Annotated in this window: 12 protein-coding genes; 4 read left to right on the top strand and 8 right to left on the bottom strand. The window is 55.1% G+C overall.

Annotated features, from left to right (window positions below; all coding sequences use genetic code 11):
• Positions 1–93 precede the first annotated feature (93 nt).
• The gene (locus JUK32_RS10690; RefSeq protein WP_204138841.1) at positions 94–1,968 is read left to right on the top strand and encodes an ArsA family ATPase; all 1,875 of its coding nucleotides are present in this window, start codon (positions 94–96) and stop codon (positions 1,966–1,968) included.
• A 188-nt stretch (positions 1,969–2,156) separates the two neighbouring features.
• On the opposite strand, the gene JUK32_RS10695 is transcribed toward JUK32_RS10690, so the two are convergent.
• From JUK32_RS10695 to JUK32_RS10715, 5 genes are all read right to left on the bottom strand, one after another.
• Positions 2,157–2,639: a DUF4079 domain-containing protein gene (locus JUK32_RS10695; RefSeq protein ID WP_204138842.1), complete on the bottom strand. Its 483-nt coding sequence runs from the start codon at positions 2,637–2,639 to the stop codon at positions 2,157–2,159.
• A 65-nt stretch (positions 2,640–2,704) separates the two neighbouring features.
• Positions 2,705–3,592, bottom strand: a complete 888-nt coding sequence (glyQ, locus tag JUK32_RS10700; RefSeq protein ID WP_204138853.1) for a glycine--tRNA ligase subunit alpha — start codon at positions 3,590–3,592, stop codon at positions 2,705–2,707.
• A 163-nt stretch (positions 3,593–3,755) separates the two neighbouring features.
• Positions 3,756–4,985, bottom strand: a complete 1,230-nt coding sequence (locus tag JUK32_RS10705; RefSeq protein ID WP_239112539.1) for a D-alanyl-D-alanine carboxypeptidase — start codon at positions 4,983–4,985, stop codon at positions 3,756–3,758.
• Positions 4,986–5,273: 288 nt separating this feature from the next.
• On the bottom strand, positions 5,274–6,017 hold the full coding sequence (locus tag JUK32_RS10710) for a DUF4114 domain-containing protein (protein ID WP_204138844.1): 744 nt from the start codon (positions 6,015–6,017) through the stop codon (positions 5,274–5,276).
• Between the two features lie 696 nt (positions 6,018–6,713).
• Positions 6,714–9,497, bottom strand: coding sequence for a GAF domain-containing protein (locus JUK32_RS10715; RefSeq protein ID WP_204138845.1), 2,784 nt, complete (start codon positions 9,495–9,497; stop codon positions 6,714–6,716).
• Positions 9,498–10,074: 577 nt separating this feature from the next.
• On the opposite strand from JUK32_RS10715, the gene JUK32_RS10720 reads away from it, so the two are divergent.
• Positions 10,075–11,232, top strand: a complete 1,158-nt coding sequence (locus tag JUK32_RS10720) for a quinone-dependent dihydroorotate dehydrogenase (protein ID WP_204138846.1) — start codon at positions 10,075–10,077, stop codon at positions 11,230–11,232.
• A gap of 159 nt (positions 11,233–11,391) precedes the next feature.
• Here JUK32_RS10720 and argB read toward each other — a convergent pair whose 3' ends face one another.
• From argB to JUK32_RS10735, 3 genes are read right to left on the bottom strand one after another with little or no spacing between them, the layout of a single operon-like run.
• Positions 11,392–12,294 carry an acetylglutamate kinase gene (argB, locus tag JUK32_RS10725; protein ID WP_204138847.1) on the bottom strand — a complete coding sequence of 301 codons (903 nt, stop codon included), beginning with the start codon at positions 12,292–12,294 and terminating at the stop codon, positions 11,392–11,394.
• 31 nt (positions 12,295–12,325) lie between these two features.
• A complete protein-coding gene (locus JUK32_RS10730) occupies positions 12,326–12,901 on the bottom strand; it encodes a shikimate kinase (protein WP_204138848.1) in 576 nt (191 codons plus the stop codon).
• Positions 12,902–12,950: 49 nt separating this feature from the next.
• A complete protein-coding gene (locus tag JUK32_RS10735) occupies positions 12,951–13,871 on the bottom strand; it encodes a hypothetical protein (RefSeq protein WP_204138849.1) in 921 nt (306 codons plus the stop codon).
• 329 nt (positions 13,872–14,200) lie between these two features.
• Here JUK32_RS10735 and miaB point away from each other — a divergent pair, with 329 nt between their 5' ends.
• Both miaB and JUK32_RS10745 read left to right on the top strand, forming a co-directional pair.
• Complete coding sequence (miaB, locus tag JUK32_RS10740) at positions 14,201–15,583, top strand: tRNA (N6-isopentenyl adenosine(37)-C2)-methylthiotransferase MiaB (RefSeq protein ID WP_204138850.1); 1,383 nt, start codon at positions 14,201–14,203, stop codon at positions 15,581–15,583.
• Between the two features lie 247 nt (positions 15,584–15,830).
• Positions 15,831–16,523 carry a uracil-DNA glycosylase family protein gene (locus JUK32_RS10745; RefSeq protein WP_204138851.1) on the top strand — a complete coding sequence of 231 codons (693 nt, stop codon included), beginning with the start codon at positions 15,831–15,833 and terminating at the stop codon, positions 16,521–16,523.
• The last annotated feature ends 74 nt before the right edge of the window (positions 16,524–16,597 follow it).

The following is a 16,597-nucleotide window of genomic DNA, read 5'->3' on the forward strand; positions in this document are numbered from 1 at the left end:
TTCAACAATTTGTAGAGATTGTGGCTGGGGTAGCAGCCACCGCGAGAAAGTTGGGCATGCTGAGAACAAAGACGTCAGCGCAGCACAAATTAAATGGACTTGATGGAGTTAACGCAACTGACGCTGGTAAGCGGCAAAGGGGGGGTGGGCAAAACGACCTTCGCCTGCGCGATCGCCCTGGATCAAGCGCAGCAGATGCCCGATGAAACGATACTCCTGTTATCGACCGATCCAGCCCATTCCCTGGGCGATGTGTTGCAGCTACCCGTGGATGACGACGCGCGATCGCACCCCGACTGCCCCAACTTACGCGTCCGCGCGTTGGATGCCGAGCGGTTGCTGACCATCTTTAAGGCCGATTATGGCCACGTGCTGGAAACGCTGGTCGAGCGGGGCAGCTTTGTGGAAAATGACGACCTCTCTCCCGTGTGGGATATGGACTGGCCCGGCTTGAATGAGCTGATGGGGCTGCTGGAAATTCAGCGGATTTTACGGGCTGGTGAAGTTGACCGAGTGGTCGTGGATATGGCTCCCAGCGGTCATACCCTCAACCTGTTTGGCCTGATGGATTTTTTGGATACGTTGCTGGCGTCGTTGCGACTCTTTCAAGACAAGCATCGCTACATGATCGAGTCGCTATCAGGGCGCTATGACGCCGACGAAGCCGATACCTTTTTGGATGACATGACGGCGGATCTAGCCGCTGGGCGATCGCAACTCCAAGACTCTGAGCGCACCGCCTGCTGGGTCGTCGCCATTCCCGAACCCCTCAGTCTGCACGAAACAGAGCGCTTTGTTGAAGCCCTCGCTGAGTTGCAGATTCCCCTGGGGGGCATTGTCGTCAATCGTCTGACGGGGAGTGCTCCGCAGCGTCATCAGCTAGAGCAATTTGCCCAAATTCAAGCAGTCAACGATTTGTTCGGTCTGCCGCTACAAGCGACTGAACCCGTCGGTCGCGAAGCTCTACAAACTTTATTAGCCGGACTCGCCCCCATCGACCGCTGGCAAGATCCGACCATCCAAACGCTCCCAATGGCTTGGCCAGAACCGGTCTCGCCAGGACTCCCCGATTTCATCACCCAAGGGCGGCGACTCGTGATTTTGGGTGGCAAAGGGGGCGTCGGCAAAACTACCGTGGCCGCCGCGATCGCGTGGGGCCAAGCGCAGCAGCATCCTGATGCGGCGGTGCGCGTAATGTCTATCGACCCCGCCCATTCCCTGGGGGATGTGTTGGAGACACCGTTGCGCAACGATGCCGTCACGATTACCGATAACCTCTCCGCCCAGGAAGTGGATGCGGATACAGTGCTAGAGCAGTTTCGCGATGACTACCTGTGGGAATTGGCAGAGATGATGAGCGGCGACACGGGCGATGATCGCCTCCAGCTCGCCTACGGACCAGAAGCCTGGCGGCAAATTGTCGCCCAAGCCCTCCCCGGCATTGACGAGATGCTGTCCCTCATCACCGTGATCGATTTGCTAGAGCAAGACCAAGAACAGCTCATCGTGCTGGATACTGCCCCTACAGGCCACCTGTTGCGCTTTTTAGACATGCCGACGGCGCTAGGCGACTGGCTCGCGTGGATTTTCAAACTATGGATTAAATATCAGGATGTGGTGGGCCGCACTGAATTGATTGGTCGCCTGCGCGGACTCCGCAAGCAAGTCATGAATGCCCAAAAGCGGCTGACCGATCCAGCCCACACCGAGTTTATTGGGGTGGTACAAAATCAGTCGGCAATTTTGGCTGAGGCCACTCGGCTCACGGCAACCCTAGATGACATGTCGGTGCCCCAGCATTACATCGTCCACAACCGCTACACGCCAGATAACGACCTGCCAGAGAATACTTTTCCTGGGCAAACCGTGATTCGCTTACCTGATCTCCCAGATAGCATCCACCCCCATGTCCAAGTCGAGGGGGCTTCACAGCTCCTCTTTGCGCGATCGCCTGCCCTCGTCCGGTGAGAGCAAAGGGGACGGTTCCCTGAGAGATAGCCGATGCCGTAAGGTTCACGCCAAGGGAACCGTCCCCTGACAAATCTATTTTCAATAATGCACCAGAGGGCGATCGCTAGCAAATCCGCGATCGCCCTCTGCTTTCACCATGCTCATCTGGGTGCCGATTCTCTAGTCCGCAATGATCGGCACGACCCTTAAATCGAGAGGCCCAGCTTTACGCCCAGCGCGGCATGGACAAACAGCACCACCATGGCGACGGTGCCAATGTAAGCGTGGGCCGTCCGCAATGCCGGCTTACCGCCACCAAACTTTGACGCCGAAATCGCACCATTGATACCCAGCACGCCCAACGCAGCCGAGCCCGTCCAAAAGTGTGAACTCTGCAAAATCGGATGCCCCTGCATCACGAGGGACAAAATGCCGCCCGTGTAGCCCAGGGCAATAAACAGCGACATCATCGGTGCGAGCTTTTTGTGGTCGCCCAGCGCTTTCGCGCGAACCGGAACCTCCTCCGCCTTGCGACCTCTCCAACCAGCCGCAGCGGTGTAAATTCCCAAAACAAAAATGACGATGCCCATCATCAAAGGGTGGCCCCAATGAACAATCGGCTCTGGCGTGTTGAAGCCGGCAAACCAGTCGGCAATCGGCTGTAGCCAAGCAGTGAGTTGATCAGCCACGACAAATCTCCTTTCTGCGACACATTGACGTCGTTACACCCCTCAACATGCCATATCCTTTGGCGTTACGCAGCTTTTCCCACAGATTCTTTGAGCAGCGGAAAACCGAGCGCCTCACGTTGGTCGTAATAGAGCTGCGCGACTTTGCGCGCGAGTCCTCGCACTTGGCGAATATAACGGGTACGCTCCGTCACCGAAATCACCCCCCGTGCATCCAATAAGTTAAAGGTGTGGGAACATTTCAGCACGTAGTCGTAGCTGGGCAAGACCAGCCCTTTTTCCATTAACTGTTCCGCCTCTTGCTGATACAGATTGAAGAGGGTAAACAGCAATTCTGGATTCGACTCGTCGAAGTTGTACTTGGAATGCTCGATTTCGCCTTGCATATGCACGTCGCCATAGGTCAGGGTGTCGTTCCATTGGATTTTGGCGATCGCATCCACCTCTTGCAGATACATGGTCAGACGTTCCAACCCGTAGGTCAGCTCAATCGACACTGGGCGACAGTCAATCCCACCGCACTGCTGAAAGTAGGTGAACTGGGTAATTTCCATCCCGTCGAGCCAGACTTCCCAGCCGACTCCCCAAGCCCCAACTGCGGCATCTTCCCAGTTGTCTTCCACAAAGCGAATGTCGTGGTCTTCGGGTTTAATGCCCAAAGCCCGCAGCGAATCTAAATACATATCTTGAATATTCGGCGGCGATGGCTTGATCAGCACCTGATATTGGTAATAGTGCTGATAGCGGTTGGGGTTTTCGCCATAGCGGCCATCGGCGGGGCGACGACAGGGCTCGGCATAGGCCACCGACCACGGTTCCGGCCCGATCGCCCGCAAAAACGTGTGAGGACTCTTGGTGCCTGCCCCTTTCTCCGTGTCGTAGGGCTGCACAATTAAACAGCCTTGATTACTCCAAAACTCATGCAACGTTGTGATGACCGATTGAAAATGCACGTCGTTCTCTCCCCAGCCGTGACCGCAAGTCTCCATCTATGACTCTAAGATAGAAAGCCCGCAGATTCCAACCGGGAATCGGGCGCTATGAGCGACGCGACTCAAAGGCGGCGGCGAGAATCGTCGGAGTTAGCGGCCAACGTCACTGATCACACCCTTTAATTTACGGTTCGGATACGTTACGGCTCGGATCGCCTAAAACGTAAGGCGGCTGACCCATGATGACTTTTGGCGCAAAGGTGGTCGGGGGTGGGGCGGCTCCCCAATGTTCTTGCAGCGCCAGTAATAACGCATCTTGCTGTGCCCGAAACAGTTCCAGATCGCCGCCCCAGTTTTGGATGGAAAACCACACGGGGCCGCGATCGCGCGTGGGAAAGTAGCCCGCCAGCGAACTCACCGTGTTCAATGTCCCCGTTTTCAGGGCAGCTTGCGGCGGCAAGTCTCGATAAATTAGCGTGCCTTCATCTTGACCAAATACCGGCATCACGTCGGAAATGGAGAGGCCATTGGGCCGCAGGTCGCGCTGAATACCGACCAGAATCGCCACCACCGCCCGAGGTGAAAGTTGGTTTTCTACCCCTAAACCGGAGCCGTTGATCAAGCGAATTTCTGATACTGGTACGCCAGTGCGATCTGCCGCTTTGGCCGCCACGGTGTTTGCTCCTCCTAAGGCCCGCGCAAACTGGTCGGCCATGGCGTTATTGCTGTAAATGTTCATCGCTTTGAGCAGCGGCACCAGGGGTAATGACTGATGCTGCACTAACCACTGCGGCTGTAGGGGATTAGTGGCAAGTGGCTGCACGATAATGTCGCCCGCGATCGCTAACGTCGGGGCCGGAGTCTCAGGCGGCATCGTGCTGTGAACGTAGTAAACCTCGTCCGACCAGCGATTGATATCCATCGCTTGAATTAACAGCTCTCCAGAACGATAGGCATCAGCCTCAAAATTCATCGAAAACTCGCCCAGAATGACGAGATTACCAGTGACTTGCTGAATGCCTTGTTGGTTCAGGGTGTTGGCTAGAGAGATCGCCTCTTCCCAGACAAAATAAGGATCCCCCGTCCACTGAATGACCAAATCACCATTCACGACGCCATTTTCAATCGTGCCGGTGTGGCCAATGCGAGTCGTAAAGCGATGATTGACGGGCCAAGCTTCCAACGCCGCCAGAGTCGTGGCCATTTTGGTCAGGGAAGCCGCCGGCGACGGTTGGTAGGGCTGATTGACCGCGATCGCAGTCGCCCCAGTCTGTAGCCAGAGTCCTTGCGCTTCCGGGTCAAAACCGAGTTCAGCCAGATTCGTCAGGTAGCTCCGCACAATTTCCTTAGCCTGCGGATCGGGGGCATTCATGCTCAGTACCCACGGCGATTCCCAACCCGCAATAGTTTCCATGGCAGGCCAAGCAATCGGCTCTAAAGCCGTCGCGCTGGTAGGTTGTTCACCTAGCCATGAAAGCAGGCTAAGAGCGACAAGTGCCTGATGCAGCATGACCCACACATCTCACATCGGCAACTATCCTAACGGACATCCTCGAAAGTAGCGTTGCCTGAGTGACGCAATCTGCAACATCACTGCTCGCTAGTATTTACCGTCCCTGATGGCGCAGTTCAAAAAATCCCCCTGATTAGCAAATTAGAGGGATTCCCATAGTTCTGTTCTAAGTTCCTACACAAAAAAGCGCTAAGCCATCTTTTTCTTCAGAGCGCCACCAGCCGCTACGGCACCAACTGCCAACACCGCCAAGCTAGAAATTGGTTCGGGCACATCCGCCGGAGCATCCGGATTCGTGAACCCCTTAGCGACTAACACCACATCGTTATAGTCGAGATCACCGCCGCCCACAATATCCTCAAAACCGATGAAAGTGTAATATTCACCCGTTGCTTCATCGGTGTAGCCGAACGCTGTGACATGCTCTAAGCCGTCTGAGTTCTTGCTGGCATCAGTGTAAAGCAGCGTCGGATTCGTTTTGTTATAGCCGTTTGACGCAATTAAAAATTCAAACTGAGCAATGCCCGAGAGCCCGCCAAAGTCACTCAGAATCCAGCCATCTCCAGCTTTTAGATTGCCACCAGATCCTTGGAGTGAGGCATTTTCAATCAGCATCTGTGGAGCTTGGTCATCAGCCGTAAACAAGACTTGATTCTTATAGCCAGCACCTTCATACATGAAGTAAACTTCAACGGTTTCACTGGTGTCAAACAAGAGACCCGTGGCATCCAAAGGCTTCAATTCTGAAGTACTCAGAGCTGCTCTTTCAGTGTTGACGTGTGATTTAAAGAAGTCAAAGAGCGCCTTATTCTGAACCTCTAAATTAGTTGATTTAGTTTGGGTAAACGAGAAAGCCTGCGCTTCAGCAGCCATAAATCCCGAGGCCGCTAATGCGATCGCTACAGCTAATGATTTGACGATACCGATTTTCATGATGGAACTCACTTGTGTCTGTGTTCCTACAATAACTAGAGCCCAAGTTGAGACGACTCCGTAGTTATGCCTTATTCTGACGGCTTCAGCGTATTTTCAAATTGAAAAAGTTCTTTTTAAATTACTTTAAATATCTAGAAAAATGATTTTTATCTAACAAAAACTTTTCAGTATTATTTCAAAATAATCGAATTTCCGCCAAAGCGTCCTAGCATTCCTAAGAACAATTACTGAACTGTGGACTGGGTTACCGTTGGTATGTGCCGAAATCCTCCGGAGAATGGTAACGCTCTGTCGCCGCCAACACAGTACTTTCCGCAAGTCTCATTTGACTGTGATATTACGGTTGTGAGCGACTGCTGCCGCCTGTGAGCCGGTAAGGCGATGCTCACAGGGCAATCTGGGTTTCCAGTCTGCACAGCTGGCACAGTCTCAAAATCGCCCACTCAATGCGACTGAACGAAGTCAACGCATCTACTTATGAGGCTAATAGCGAGTGCATCCCAATTTGGCAGGGCGGATTGCGATCGCGGGCAAGCTGCCTGCCCCAAACCAGTGATCAGTTTACAAATTTGAGAGGCATCCCTGGTGGCATTCACTACTGATGGACTGTGGGCTACAGACTTTGAATTTTGGCGCTTTCACCCATACCAAAGCATCTATATAACCTCTGAGTCAGTCATTTGGGCAACTCGTTTATTTGCCTTTGCGGGCAACAGTTAACACTACTCGGCTCATGATGCGACCATCTTCGAGTTTTTGCAGGCTAAATTCGCCGCCGACCTGCTTGATCAGCGTCTTGCAAATGCTGAAATGCAACCCTGGTGGGATATCTAACAAAGAAGGTACCAAAATGTCGTCGGGACGACCATGCTTCAAGTCTTTGATGAGTTGATGAGGAATGTCGCCGTCGTCCGTGATGGCAAGTTCCATGAGGGGACGTTCAAGGGGACGACACCAAATGTCTAGCCGGCCATGCTCGGGCGATCGCTGGCAAGCGGCGACCATCAGTTCGTACAGTACAAATTCAATCTTTTCGAGATCCCCAGCAATAATGACATTACTTTCATTATGGACTTTGGCCCAGAGATGTTGCGATTGAATCAGCGGATTGACTCGATCCATTAACCGATTGAGTAGGCTGATCAGGGGGGTCGTTTGTTGATGTTTGCGTAGCTCCCACGCTTCTTGGGTAACGACATTTTCAATGCTACTGGTCAGGGTGTTGAGTTGCCGCACGAGTTGGAGCTGGCGCTGCGCTGTTAACCCTTTACCTTGGGTGATGGGGTCACTCAATCGACTGAGATTCATCTTGAGTTGGCGATGGGTTTCGTTCAAGCGTTGATGCTTGTACCAGTTCAAGGCTTCGAGCGAATCTTGTCGCTCCAGCAGCAGGTCAACGATGCCGAGGTGGCGGCGAGACCAAGCCAATTGTCGAGCCAGCACAGAGACTAAACTCAGTTGATGGTTGCTCCAGCGGCGATCGCCGCGATCGGCCACAATCCAAACACCGTTAGGCACGTGTTTGTCTGCTGTCTTTAAGGCAACCAGTAAAAATTTGCTGTTGGGCGGCCCGGTAATCCAGGTACGGGTCTCCGGGGGAAAATCTTCCCAGGTAACGGGGAGTGGCCCATCTGTTTGTTGCGCCCAGTTAATAATGGCATCCGAGCTGAGCGGAATCGCGGTGTCTTGGTCTGCGGCAAAATCGACATGACGCGACAGGACGCGCCCAACTTTGGCATGGTGGTCACCGACTTGCCAAGTCACCAAAGCGACGAGAGGAGCATCCAGCACGTCGCTGAGATATTGGCAGGCTGATTCTTCTAGCTGCTCTAGATGAAAGGTTTGCTGGAGCGTGCGGAGGCCCCATTGGATAGAACTGTACAGGTCTTCTTGCTGATTGGTTTGTTGCTGTAGTTGCCACTGCCGCAGAATCAGGCTGATCTGCTGAGCAATCTGCTGCAACAGGTGACCAGCGGCGGCGGCCCACTGGCGGGGGGTGGCGCTCGCAACCAAGATGATGCTTTCTGGCGCATTACCAGGGGCTACATTGCAGGCTAAAACACTCTGCAAATCTAGCGCTTCAAAGTTTTCTCGCCAGGCCAGTAGTTTCAAATCGTTGGTTAGGTCGTTGATGGCGATCGCTGAAGGGCTCTCTTCCAACATTTGCCAATCGACCTCGTCGAGGGCCGGCCAGGCCAGCGAGGGGCGCTTGCGGGGCAGCGTGCGCTTTTGAAAAATGACTTGATAGCCATCATGTTCGGCGTCGTGCATTAACACCAAAAATTGTTGCGCATCGAGCGCTTGGCAAAGATTATCGCCGCACATTTCGAGGGTTTGGTGCCAGTCGGACTCGCTTTGAATGCTGCGCACAACGCCAGTGAGTAGCTGCATTTCTTGCTCTGACTGCTGTTGGGCTTCGGCTACCGAAACCGTTGGCATCATGAGTCCGGCTAGATTAGCGACCGTTTTACAATAGCTGCGGCTGTCATCTGACCACACTTGGGCCTGATCGCTTTCAACGCTGATAAAGCCCAGCAACGTTGATTGTTCAAAAATGGGGACGACGAGCAGGGCATCGGCCTTGAGCAATTGCAAAAAGCGGACGGGCACGGCAGCGGTATTGGCAGTCTGGGCCTCGCCCACCACTAGCGGCTGCTGCTTGCTCAAGAGCTGATAAACTCCGCGAATCTCGCTAACCGGCATGGTTAAGCCAGGAGCGTCTATCGTGTGGCATTTGGGCGCGCGCGCTTGTTTGGTGCGGAGGGTCAGTCTTTCCCAAAACTCAAATTTGTCGGGCTCTAGCCAAAAGATCCGTACACGGTCGGGCTGCACAAACCCGGCGATGGATTGGGCAATTTTGATCAGTTGGGTATCGCGATCGTCACCCGTTTGCAATTGGTCGATCAAACTCGCCAAGGCCACGCCTGGATCTTTGCGCTGTTCCGTCTGGAGCGTTTGCTCGCGTTTGTGTAAAACATCGGCTAAGGCACTACAAATCGTGGAGATGAAGGTGCGATCGCTATTGGTAATGCCCTGGCCCCAGTGATCAGAGCCCATAATGAGCAAGCCGTAGCAGATGTCTCGGTGGCGGACCGGAAAAATCAGCGCCCCTTGAATCGACAACTGCTGCGCCATTTCGTTCCACGCAGCAATGCGCGGTTCAATCCGCAAATCATTAATAATCAGCGGGCGCTGTTGAATCACGACTTGTTCCATCAAGTCGCCGGGGGCCAACGCAAATGTGCTTTTGAGCGAGCGATGCGGTTTAGGAGCCAAAAACCCCTGGCTGATGACTTGGTGTTGCACCCGTTCGTAGAGACCAAACCACAGCAAAGAATAGTGCAGTTCTGCTTTCAAGTTGTCTAGCAATGAGGAAACCAGGCGATCGAGATCCTCAGTTTCTCGCAGCAGCTTCAAAATTCTTGCTAAAGCCGCTAGACGCCTTTCAGGATTGGGGCTGGGTAGAGTCGAGACCATGACTGTACTGTGGTTTGCGGATGGAGGGGCCGACTGAAACTTAAGCAAGTTGATGTCGGTCAAATCAACTTCACATGATCCAAGACGTGCAGATTAGCCCAATCAGGTTGGTGGTCGGCAATCAGCTCCATTTTGAAGGCCTTTGCAGTGAAAGGCACGATTTAAGGGTATCCGAAAATTTAGCGCGTCTATGCTAGTGATTAAAAATTCCTAGCAAATCGGCATGAAGATGCAGCCATCAACGGAATATTCATGGCTTGGTAACGCTTATCAGGCAAACTTTTGAACCGCGTAAAATCTCGGGACATCCGAAAGTATAGGCACAAGGCCCAGGGCAGTTTGCCACGAATGTTACTCAGCTGGGGGCAATCGTGCTCCAGGCGTTGCTGAGCAACGAGTAGGACCAACGCATCCCTTCTGGCCAGAAACGACGTACTCAGCTGCACTAGCGCCCATGCTAATAGCCAACGGCTACACTAACAGCGGTGAGTCGGTGCGCCTAACCGAAGGCTGACTGAAGGCTTGCCTTTGGTTGGCACCTGATGAGATGACGCATGCAATTAACAGGAGAGGCATCATGGTCGATTGGTATCAACAGCTAGCACGGCCACTACTGTTTTATGGTGTTCAAATCGATCCGGAATGGGTACACCAGCGCACTTTAGAATTGCTGCAAGGGGCGGCTCACCCGGCAGCGACTCAGGGGCCTCGCCTATACGGCCAGCTCCAAGGTTGGCTCTCCCAGCGCTGTCAATATGAGGATACGCGTTTATCACAATCGCTCTGGGGACTCAAATTTGCGAATCCCATGGGCTTAGCCGCTGGGTTTGATAAGGATGGCATCGCGGCGCAAGCCTGGCCCATGATGGGGTTTGGCTATGCCGAGCTCGGCACGGTGACGTATCACGCCCAACCGGGTAACCCCAAGCCTCGCCTGTTTCGCTTGCCCCGCGATCGCGCGGTCATCAACCGCATGGGGTTTAACAATCAGGGGGCGGCCCAGTTGGCGACTCGATTACAACAGTATGGGCAGCAGCAAGCGTCCCCGATTCCCATCGGTATCAATTTAGGCAAGTCCAAAGTGACGCCGTTAGACCAGGCGGTGGACGACTATGTGGAGAGTTTTCGACTGCTGCAAGCTATGGGTGACTATTTTGTGGTGAATGTGTCGTCACCCAATACGCCAGGGTTGCGATCGCTCCAGGCTAGTGACAGTTTGGGACCGATTCTCGCGGCTTTGCAGGCTGAAAATACCGAGGCCAAACCGCTGCTGGTGAAAATTGCGCCGGATTTAGAGTGGGCGGCGATCGCGGCAGTGTTGGCCCTGGCAGAGCAACATCACCTGGCAGGCATTATCGCCACGAACACCACCATTGGGCGATCGGGGCTGAAGACTGACCGCATTTTAAAAACAGGCAATCGGGTCACGGAAGAACCGGGCGGCCTCAGCGGTGCGCCTCTGCGCCAGCGCTCGACCGAAGTGATTCAGTTCTTGTACCAAAAGAGTCAGGGACAGATGCCGATCATTGGCGTGGGAGGCATTTTTACAGCTCAGGATGCTTGGGAAAAGCTGAATGCTGGCGCGACCCTGCTCCAGGTCTACACCGGATGGATTTACGGCGGCCCGGAAATGGTGCGGCGAGTGCTCACTGGCCTCACGCAGCAGATCGATCGCCATCAACTCAGCACCTTGTCAGCAGCGATCGGGCAAAACCTGCCCTTCATTGCCGATTGAGCGATCGCGATCGTCTTCAGGGGCAGCAGATCACCTGGAGGCGGGTAACATCGTCGCAAGGATCAGCATTCCAGGCACCGCTCACGACACCAGCAATCGGTTTTGAATCAAGGCATATTGCCCCACGCCTCACAGCGGCCCCAGTTTCGAGATGGCTTGCTACTGCGAAAATTCTGAGGCCACGAGCATGGAGCCGATGCCCGTGTCGCTGAAGATTTCCAGCAGCAGTGCGTGGTTGATGCGACCGTCGAGAATGTGGGTGGCCCCCACGCCTTGGGCCAGCGATCGCACGCAGCATTGCACCTTGGGAATCATGCCCCCCGCGACCACGCCCTCATCAATCAGCTTGCGGGCTTCGCGAATATCGAGCTTCGGCAACAGGGTGCTGGGATCTTTGTAGTCCCGCAAAATGCCCCGCGTATCGGTCAACAGGATCAGCTTCTCGGCATTCAGGGCAGCGGCAAGTTCGCCAGCCACCGTGTCGGCGTTGATGTTATAAGCCTGACCACTCTCATCTGAGGCGACGCTAGAGATCACGGGGATGTAGCCGTCTTCAACCAGGGCTTTGACGAGCCCCGGCTCAATATTGGTGACATCACCGACAAACCCGACATCGGCATTGCCCTGCGATCGCGCCGTGATCAGGTTGCCGTCTTTGCCGCACAGGCCGACGGCTTGCCCCCCCGCTTGGTTGATCAGCGAGACCAATTCTTTATTCACCCGTCCGACTAGCACCATTTCCACCACGTCCATCGTGGCCGCATCGGTGACGCGCAGGCCGTCTTTGAACTGGGGTTCAATGTTGAGTTTCGTCAGCCAGGTATTAATCTCCGGGCCGCCCCCATGCACCACAACGGGGCGCATCCCGACGCAGGCCATGAACACGATATCGCGCACCACGCTGGCTTTTAGCGTGCTGTCTTTCATCGCGGCACCGCCATATTTGACAACCACCGTGCGCCCCCGGAACTGCTGAATGTAAGGCAATGCCTCACTCAAAATGCGGACGCGATCAACATCGGTTTCTAAAATGCCGCTGGGGGGCTCAGAGAGATTGGTCATGGCTTTGACAAAATATCGTTCCCGTAGTGTATCAACCGTCGGTGGGAACGGATGACGGCGGCGGCAGAATCCGCTCGCGCAAGCGCTCCACCAAGCGATCGCAAATATCCTCAGTTTGCTCCCCAGCGGTGACGGTGAGGTGAATGTCGGCTTGGGAGTAGAGGGATTGGCGATCGCTCAGCAATTGGGCCAGCTGGGCTTGCCAGTCCGGGCGTTGCAACAGGGGACGGCTGGCATCCCCTTGCAGGCGACGCCCTAATTCCTCAACCGGCACGTCGATCCACGCGACCACCCCCTGACGGAGATGCCACCAGTTTTCTTGATTCAGGACGATGCCGCCCCCCGTGGCGATCACCAGGCGGGTGTAGGGCGAGAGCTGACTCAGCACCTGACTTTCGAGGGCGCGAAATTCGGCTTCCCCAGATGACGCAAAAATTGCGGGAATGGACTGCTGGGCGGCCTGCTCGATGACCGTATCGGTGTCACAAAAGCGATAGCCCAGTTTCGTCGCCATGACCTGGCCAAGGGTCGATTTACCTGCCCCCATCATGCCGACGAGGTAGAGATTGGCTCCTCTCAGGAGATCCAGCGCTGAGGAATCTGACATCCAAATCTAAGGGGTGAAACGAGGGGCAATGGCCTTACCGTATCAGAGATCAGGAAGCGCGATCGCCCTCATTGCCCCCATCGTCTGAAGGCTGATAGGGGGGAATGATCACGCGATAATCGGCATCGTAGACCTGATCATCATCTTGGTTGGGGTCATCGGGCGGCGCGTAGATCGAGTCGCGGCGGTTGGCGCGATCCACCCCGGCATATTTTTCTGCATAGGCCGTGTCCGACAGGGGATTATCGGGCGAGTCCCAACCTTCCCAGCCGTCTTCGATTTCATCCAGTGTGTCTTGGACCTCGCTGCCACCGGGGGGCACGTACACCGTCTCGCGAGCCGACTCGTCCCACCCTTTGTCGAGATCGTGAATGGTCGCTTCGGCTTGGTCGCGATCGCGTTTTTGCCGACGATCAAAATTTTCATCTTCGGGACGATTACCGCTGGCGTCCGACCAATCGTTCCAAGCACTGGGTTTATTGCGTTGGCCCCAGGCTTGCCAATCTTCCGCCGCCACGGCATTGCTCGGGGGTGGGCCACTGGGTCGCGATCGCGGCGCTTGACGCGGTTCATTACGATTGTCCTGACGATTGGGAGCGCGCTGCGTCCCCTCTCGGCGCAAGAAGTCCTGGGGCGATCGCATCTGCCACCGACGGTTGCGCTGCTGGGCAGTGCCATCATCCGAGCGGCCCGCATCGGGATGGGGCGGCATGTCGGGCTGCACATGCCACTGACGACGGCGCGATCGCGGTGGCGCACCAGAGCCCATTTCAGTCAGAACCAGGATCGCGATCGTGGTGAGGGAGCCGAGGGCGATCGCGGCCACTAGCCACACCCCCAGCGGCAACGTCACCGAGCGGAATCCCAAAAAGCTGAGAGCCAGCAGCGGCGTCGAATTTTGCCACGCTAGAATGACGAGAATCGCGACGATGAGCGCGACGAGCACGAGTTTGGGGGCTTGCTTTCCCATAATGGGAACCTCTCCACGGCAATCCCCCCTATCCTAAAACCTGGCTGGCCTCAGCAACCGATTTCCACCGTGCTGATGTGAGAGTTAACGCTGGCTCCCCCCTGGATTAAACATGCTGGCCATCAGCCCGTCCAAATGGGAGATAGTACGCTCTCAGCCATGACCTGGCAACATTCTCTCGCCATTCGCTCGGATGGGTCGACAGGCTCAACGGATAAGACGGCGATCGCCCCGCCCAGCCAAAAATCCGCCCCGCAACCTCTCATGTAAGAGCGACACGCGGTAACATTTAAGATTGCTGCTATGCTTGCTCAACTCATCGGTTCATCATGTCTACTGCTCCTCGTCGCTATCACGTCACTACCTTCGGCTGTCAGATGAACAAAGCCGACTCCGAGCGCATGGCCGGAATTTTGGACGATATGGGCTTGCAGTGGGAAGCCGACCCCTACCAAGCTGACGTGGTGCTTTACAACACCTGCACCATTCGCGACAACGCCGAACAAAAGGTCTATTCCTACCTGGGACGTCAGGCCAAGCGCAAGCAAGGAAAACCCGACCTGACGCTGATCGTCGCCGGATGCGTGGCGCAGCAAGAAGGGGAAGCGCTCCTGCGTCGCGTACCCGAACTCGATTTGGTGATGGGACCGCAACACGCCAACCGCCTGCAAGATTTGCTGGAACAGGTGATGGACGGCAATCAGGTGGTCGCCACCGAACCCGTCCACATTATGGAAGACATCACCAAACCCCGCCGCGATAGCCAAGTCACCGCTTGGGTCAATGTCATTTACGGCTGTAACGAACGCTGCACTTATTGTGTAGTACCCGGTGTGCGCGGCGTTGAACAGTCTCGCACACCCGAAGCCATTCGCGCCGAGATGGCAGAGCTAGGGCGGCAAGGCTACAAAGAAATCACCCTGCTAGGGCAAAACATCGACGCCTACGGGCGCGACCTGCCAGGGGTGACGGCTGAGGGGCGGCGACAAAATACCCTCACCGATCTGCTTTACTACGTTCACGATGTCCCCGGTATTGAGCGCATTCGCTTTGCCACCAGCCATCCTCGCTACTTTACCGAGCGGCTGATTAAGGCTTGTGATGAGTTGCCCAAAGTTTGCGAGCATTTCCATATTCCCTTTCAGTCGGGCGATAACGACATCTTGAAGGCAATGGCCCGGGGTTACACCCACGAAAAATATCGCCGGATTATCGACACCATTCGCGAATACATGCCCGATGCCTCGATCAGCGCCGATGCGATCGTGGGCTTTCCCGGCGAGACTGAAGAGCAGTTTCAAAAGACGATGCAGATGACTGCCGATATCGGCTTCGACATGCTCAATACGGCGGCCTATTCTCCGCGCCCCAACACGCCCGCCGCCCTTTGGAACAATCAATTGAGTGAAGAGGTGAAGAGTGATCGCCTGCAACGGCTCAATCATTTAGTCAACCAAAAGGCCGCCGAGCGATCGCTGCGGTATCGCGATCGCGTCGAAGAAGTCCTCGTCGAAGATGTGAACCCCAAAGATCCGTCCCAGGTCATGGGCCGCACCCGGGGCAATCGCCTCACCTTTTTCGCAGGCGACATCAACGACCTCAAAGGGCAACTCGTCAAAGTGCACATCACCGAGATCCGCGCCTTTAGCCTCACGGGCACACAACTCGCGCCCGTTGTGGCTGAAGTAGAGTCCGGCATACATTCTTCGTAGGACAAGTCAACGAAGCATAATCTTTGCAGGCGTTTAGTTTCATACCTCAAACGCAATCCACAAAGCATCAATTTTCAGATTGCATCTTAACCACCTGCTTAGCGAGCGACCTCTTAATTGCAAGGCTGCCGAGTCTCCCAGGCTATGTTGTGGTGTCAGTGAGTCATTTACAATATCAACGAAGTAACCGTCGCTTCGTGATGGTTACGGTTTGAGTGTATTGATAAGCCTGCGTCTAACCGCCCCTATGACTGACCAAATTGATCTGTTTGTCGAGCCTAATGCTGATGCTGTGCCAGAGAGCTTTGACCGGGAAGCCATTCCCACCCGTGCATCGGTGTCAATTCCCGCAGGCGTTTACGATGATTTAGACACGCTGGGTCGGCACTGCCGGAGCTGTCAGCGCTGTGGTTTGGCGGCGGGGCGCACCAACGTGGTCGTCAGCCGAGGCAATCCTCAGGCCCACATCATGATTGTGGGAGAAGGCCCTGGTCAGCAAGAGGATGAGCAGGGATTACCCTTTGTGGGCAAATCGGGGCAGCTGCTGGAAAAAATTCTCGCCGCCGTCCGCTTAGACACTGAAAAAGACGTTTACATCTGTAACGTCGTCAAATGCCGTCCCCCGGGCAACCGTACGCCGACCGCAGAGGAATCGAATGCTTGCAAGGGCTACCTGCTCGAACAAATCCGCTTGGTTGACCCCAAAATCATTTTGATGACGGGGGCCACTGCGATGAAGGGACTGACGGGAGAAAAGCGCGGCATCACGAAGGTGCGAGGCCAGTGGATGGAGTGGGAGGGCCGTTTGTGTATGCCGATCTTCCATCCAGCGTACTTATTACGAAACCAGTCGCGGGACAAGGGCTCACCCAAGTGGCTGATGTGGCAAGACATCCAGACAGTGCGGGCCAAGCTTGATGAACTGACTGCCACAGACTAGGGATCGGCGGGAAAATAACATCCCGGTAATGGCAGTGCTTGGGTGGCTGGGTAGCTGGGTGCCTGGGTCAGTTA

This window comes from Halomicronema sp. CCY15110, assembly GCF_016888165.1.
In the GTDB taxonomy this organism is placed as follows: domain Bacteria; phylum Cyanobacteriota; class Cyanobacteriia; order Phormidesmidales; family Phormidesmidaceae; genus Halomicronema.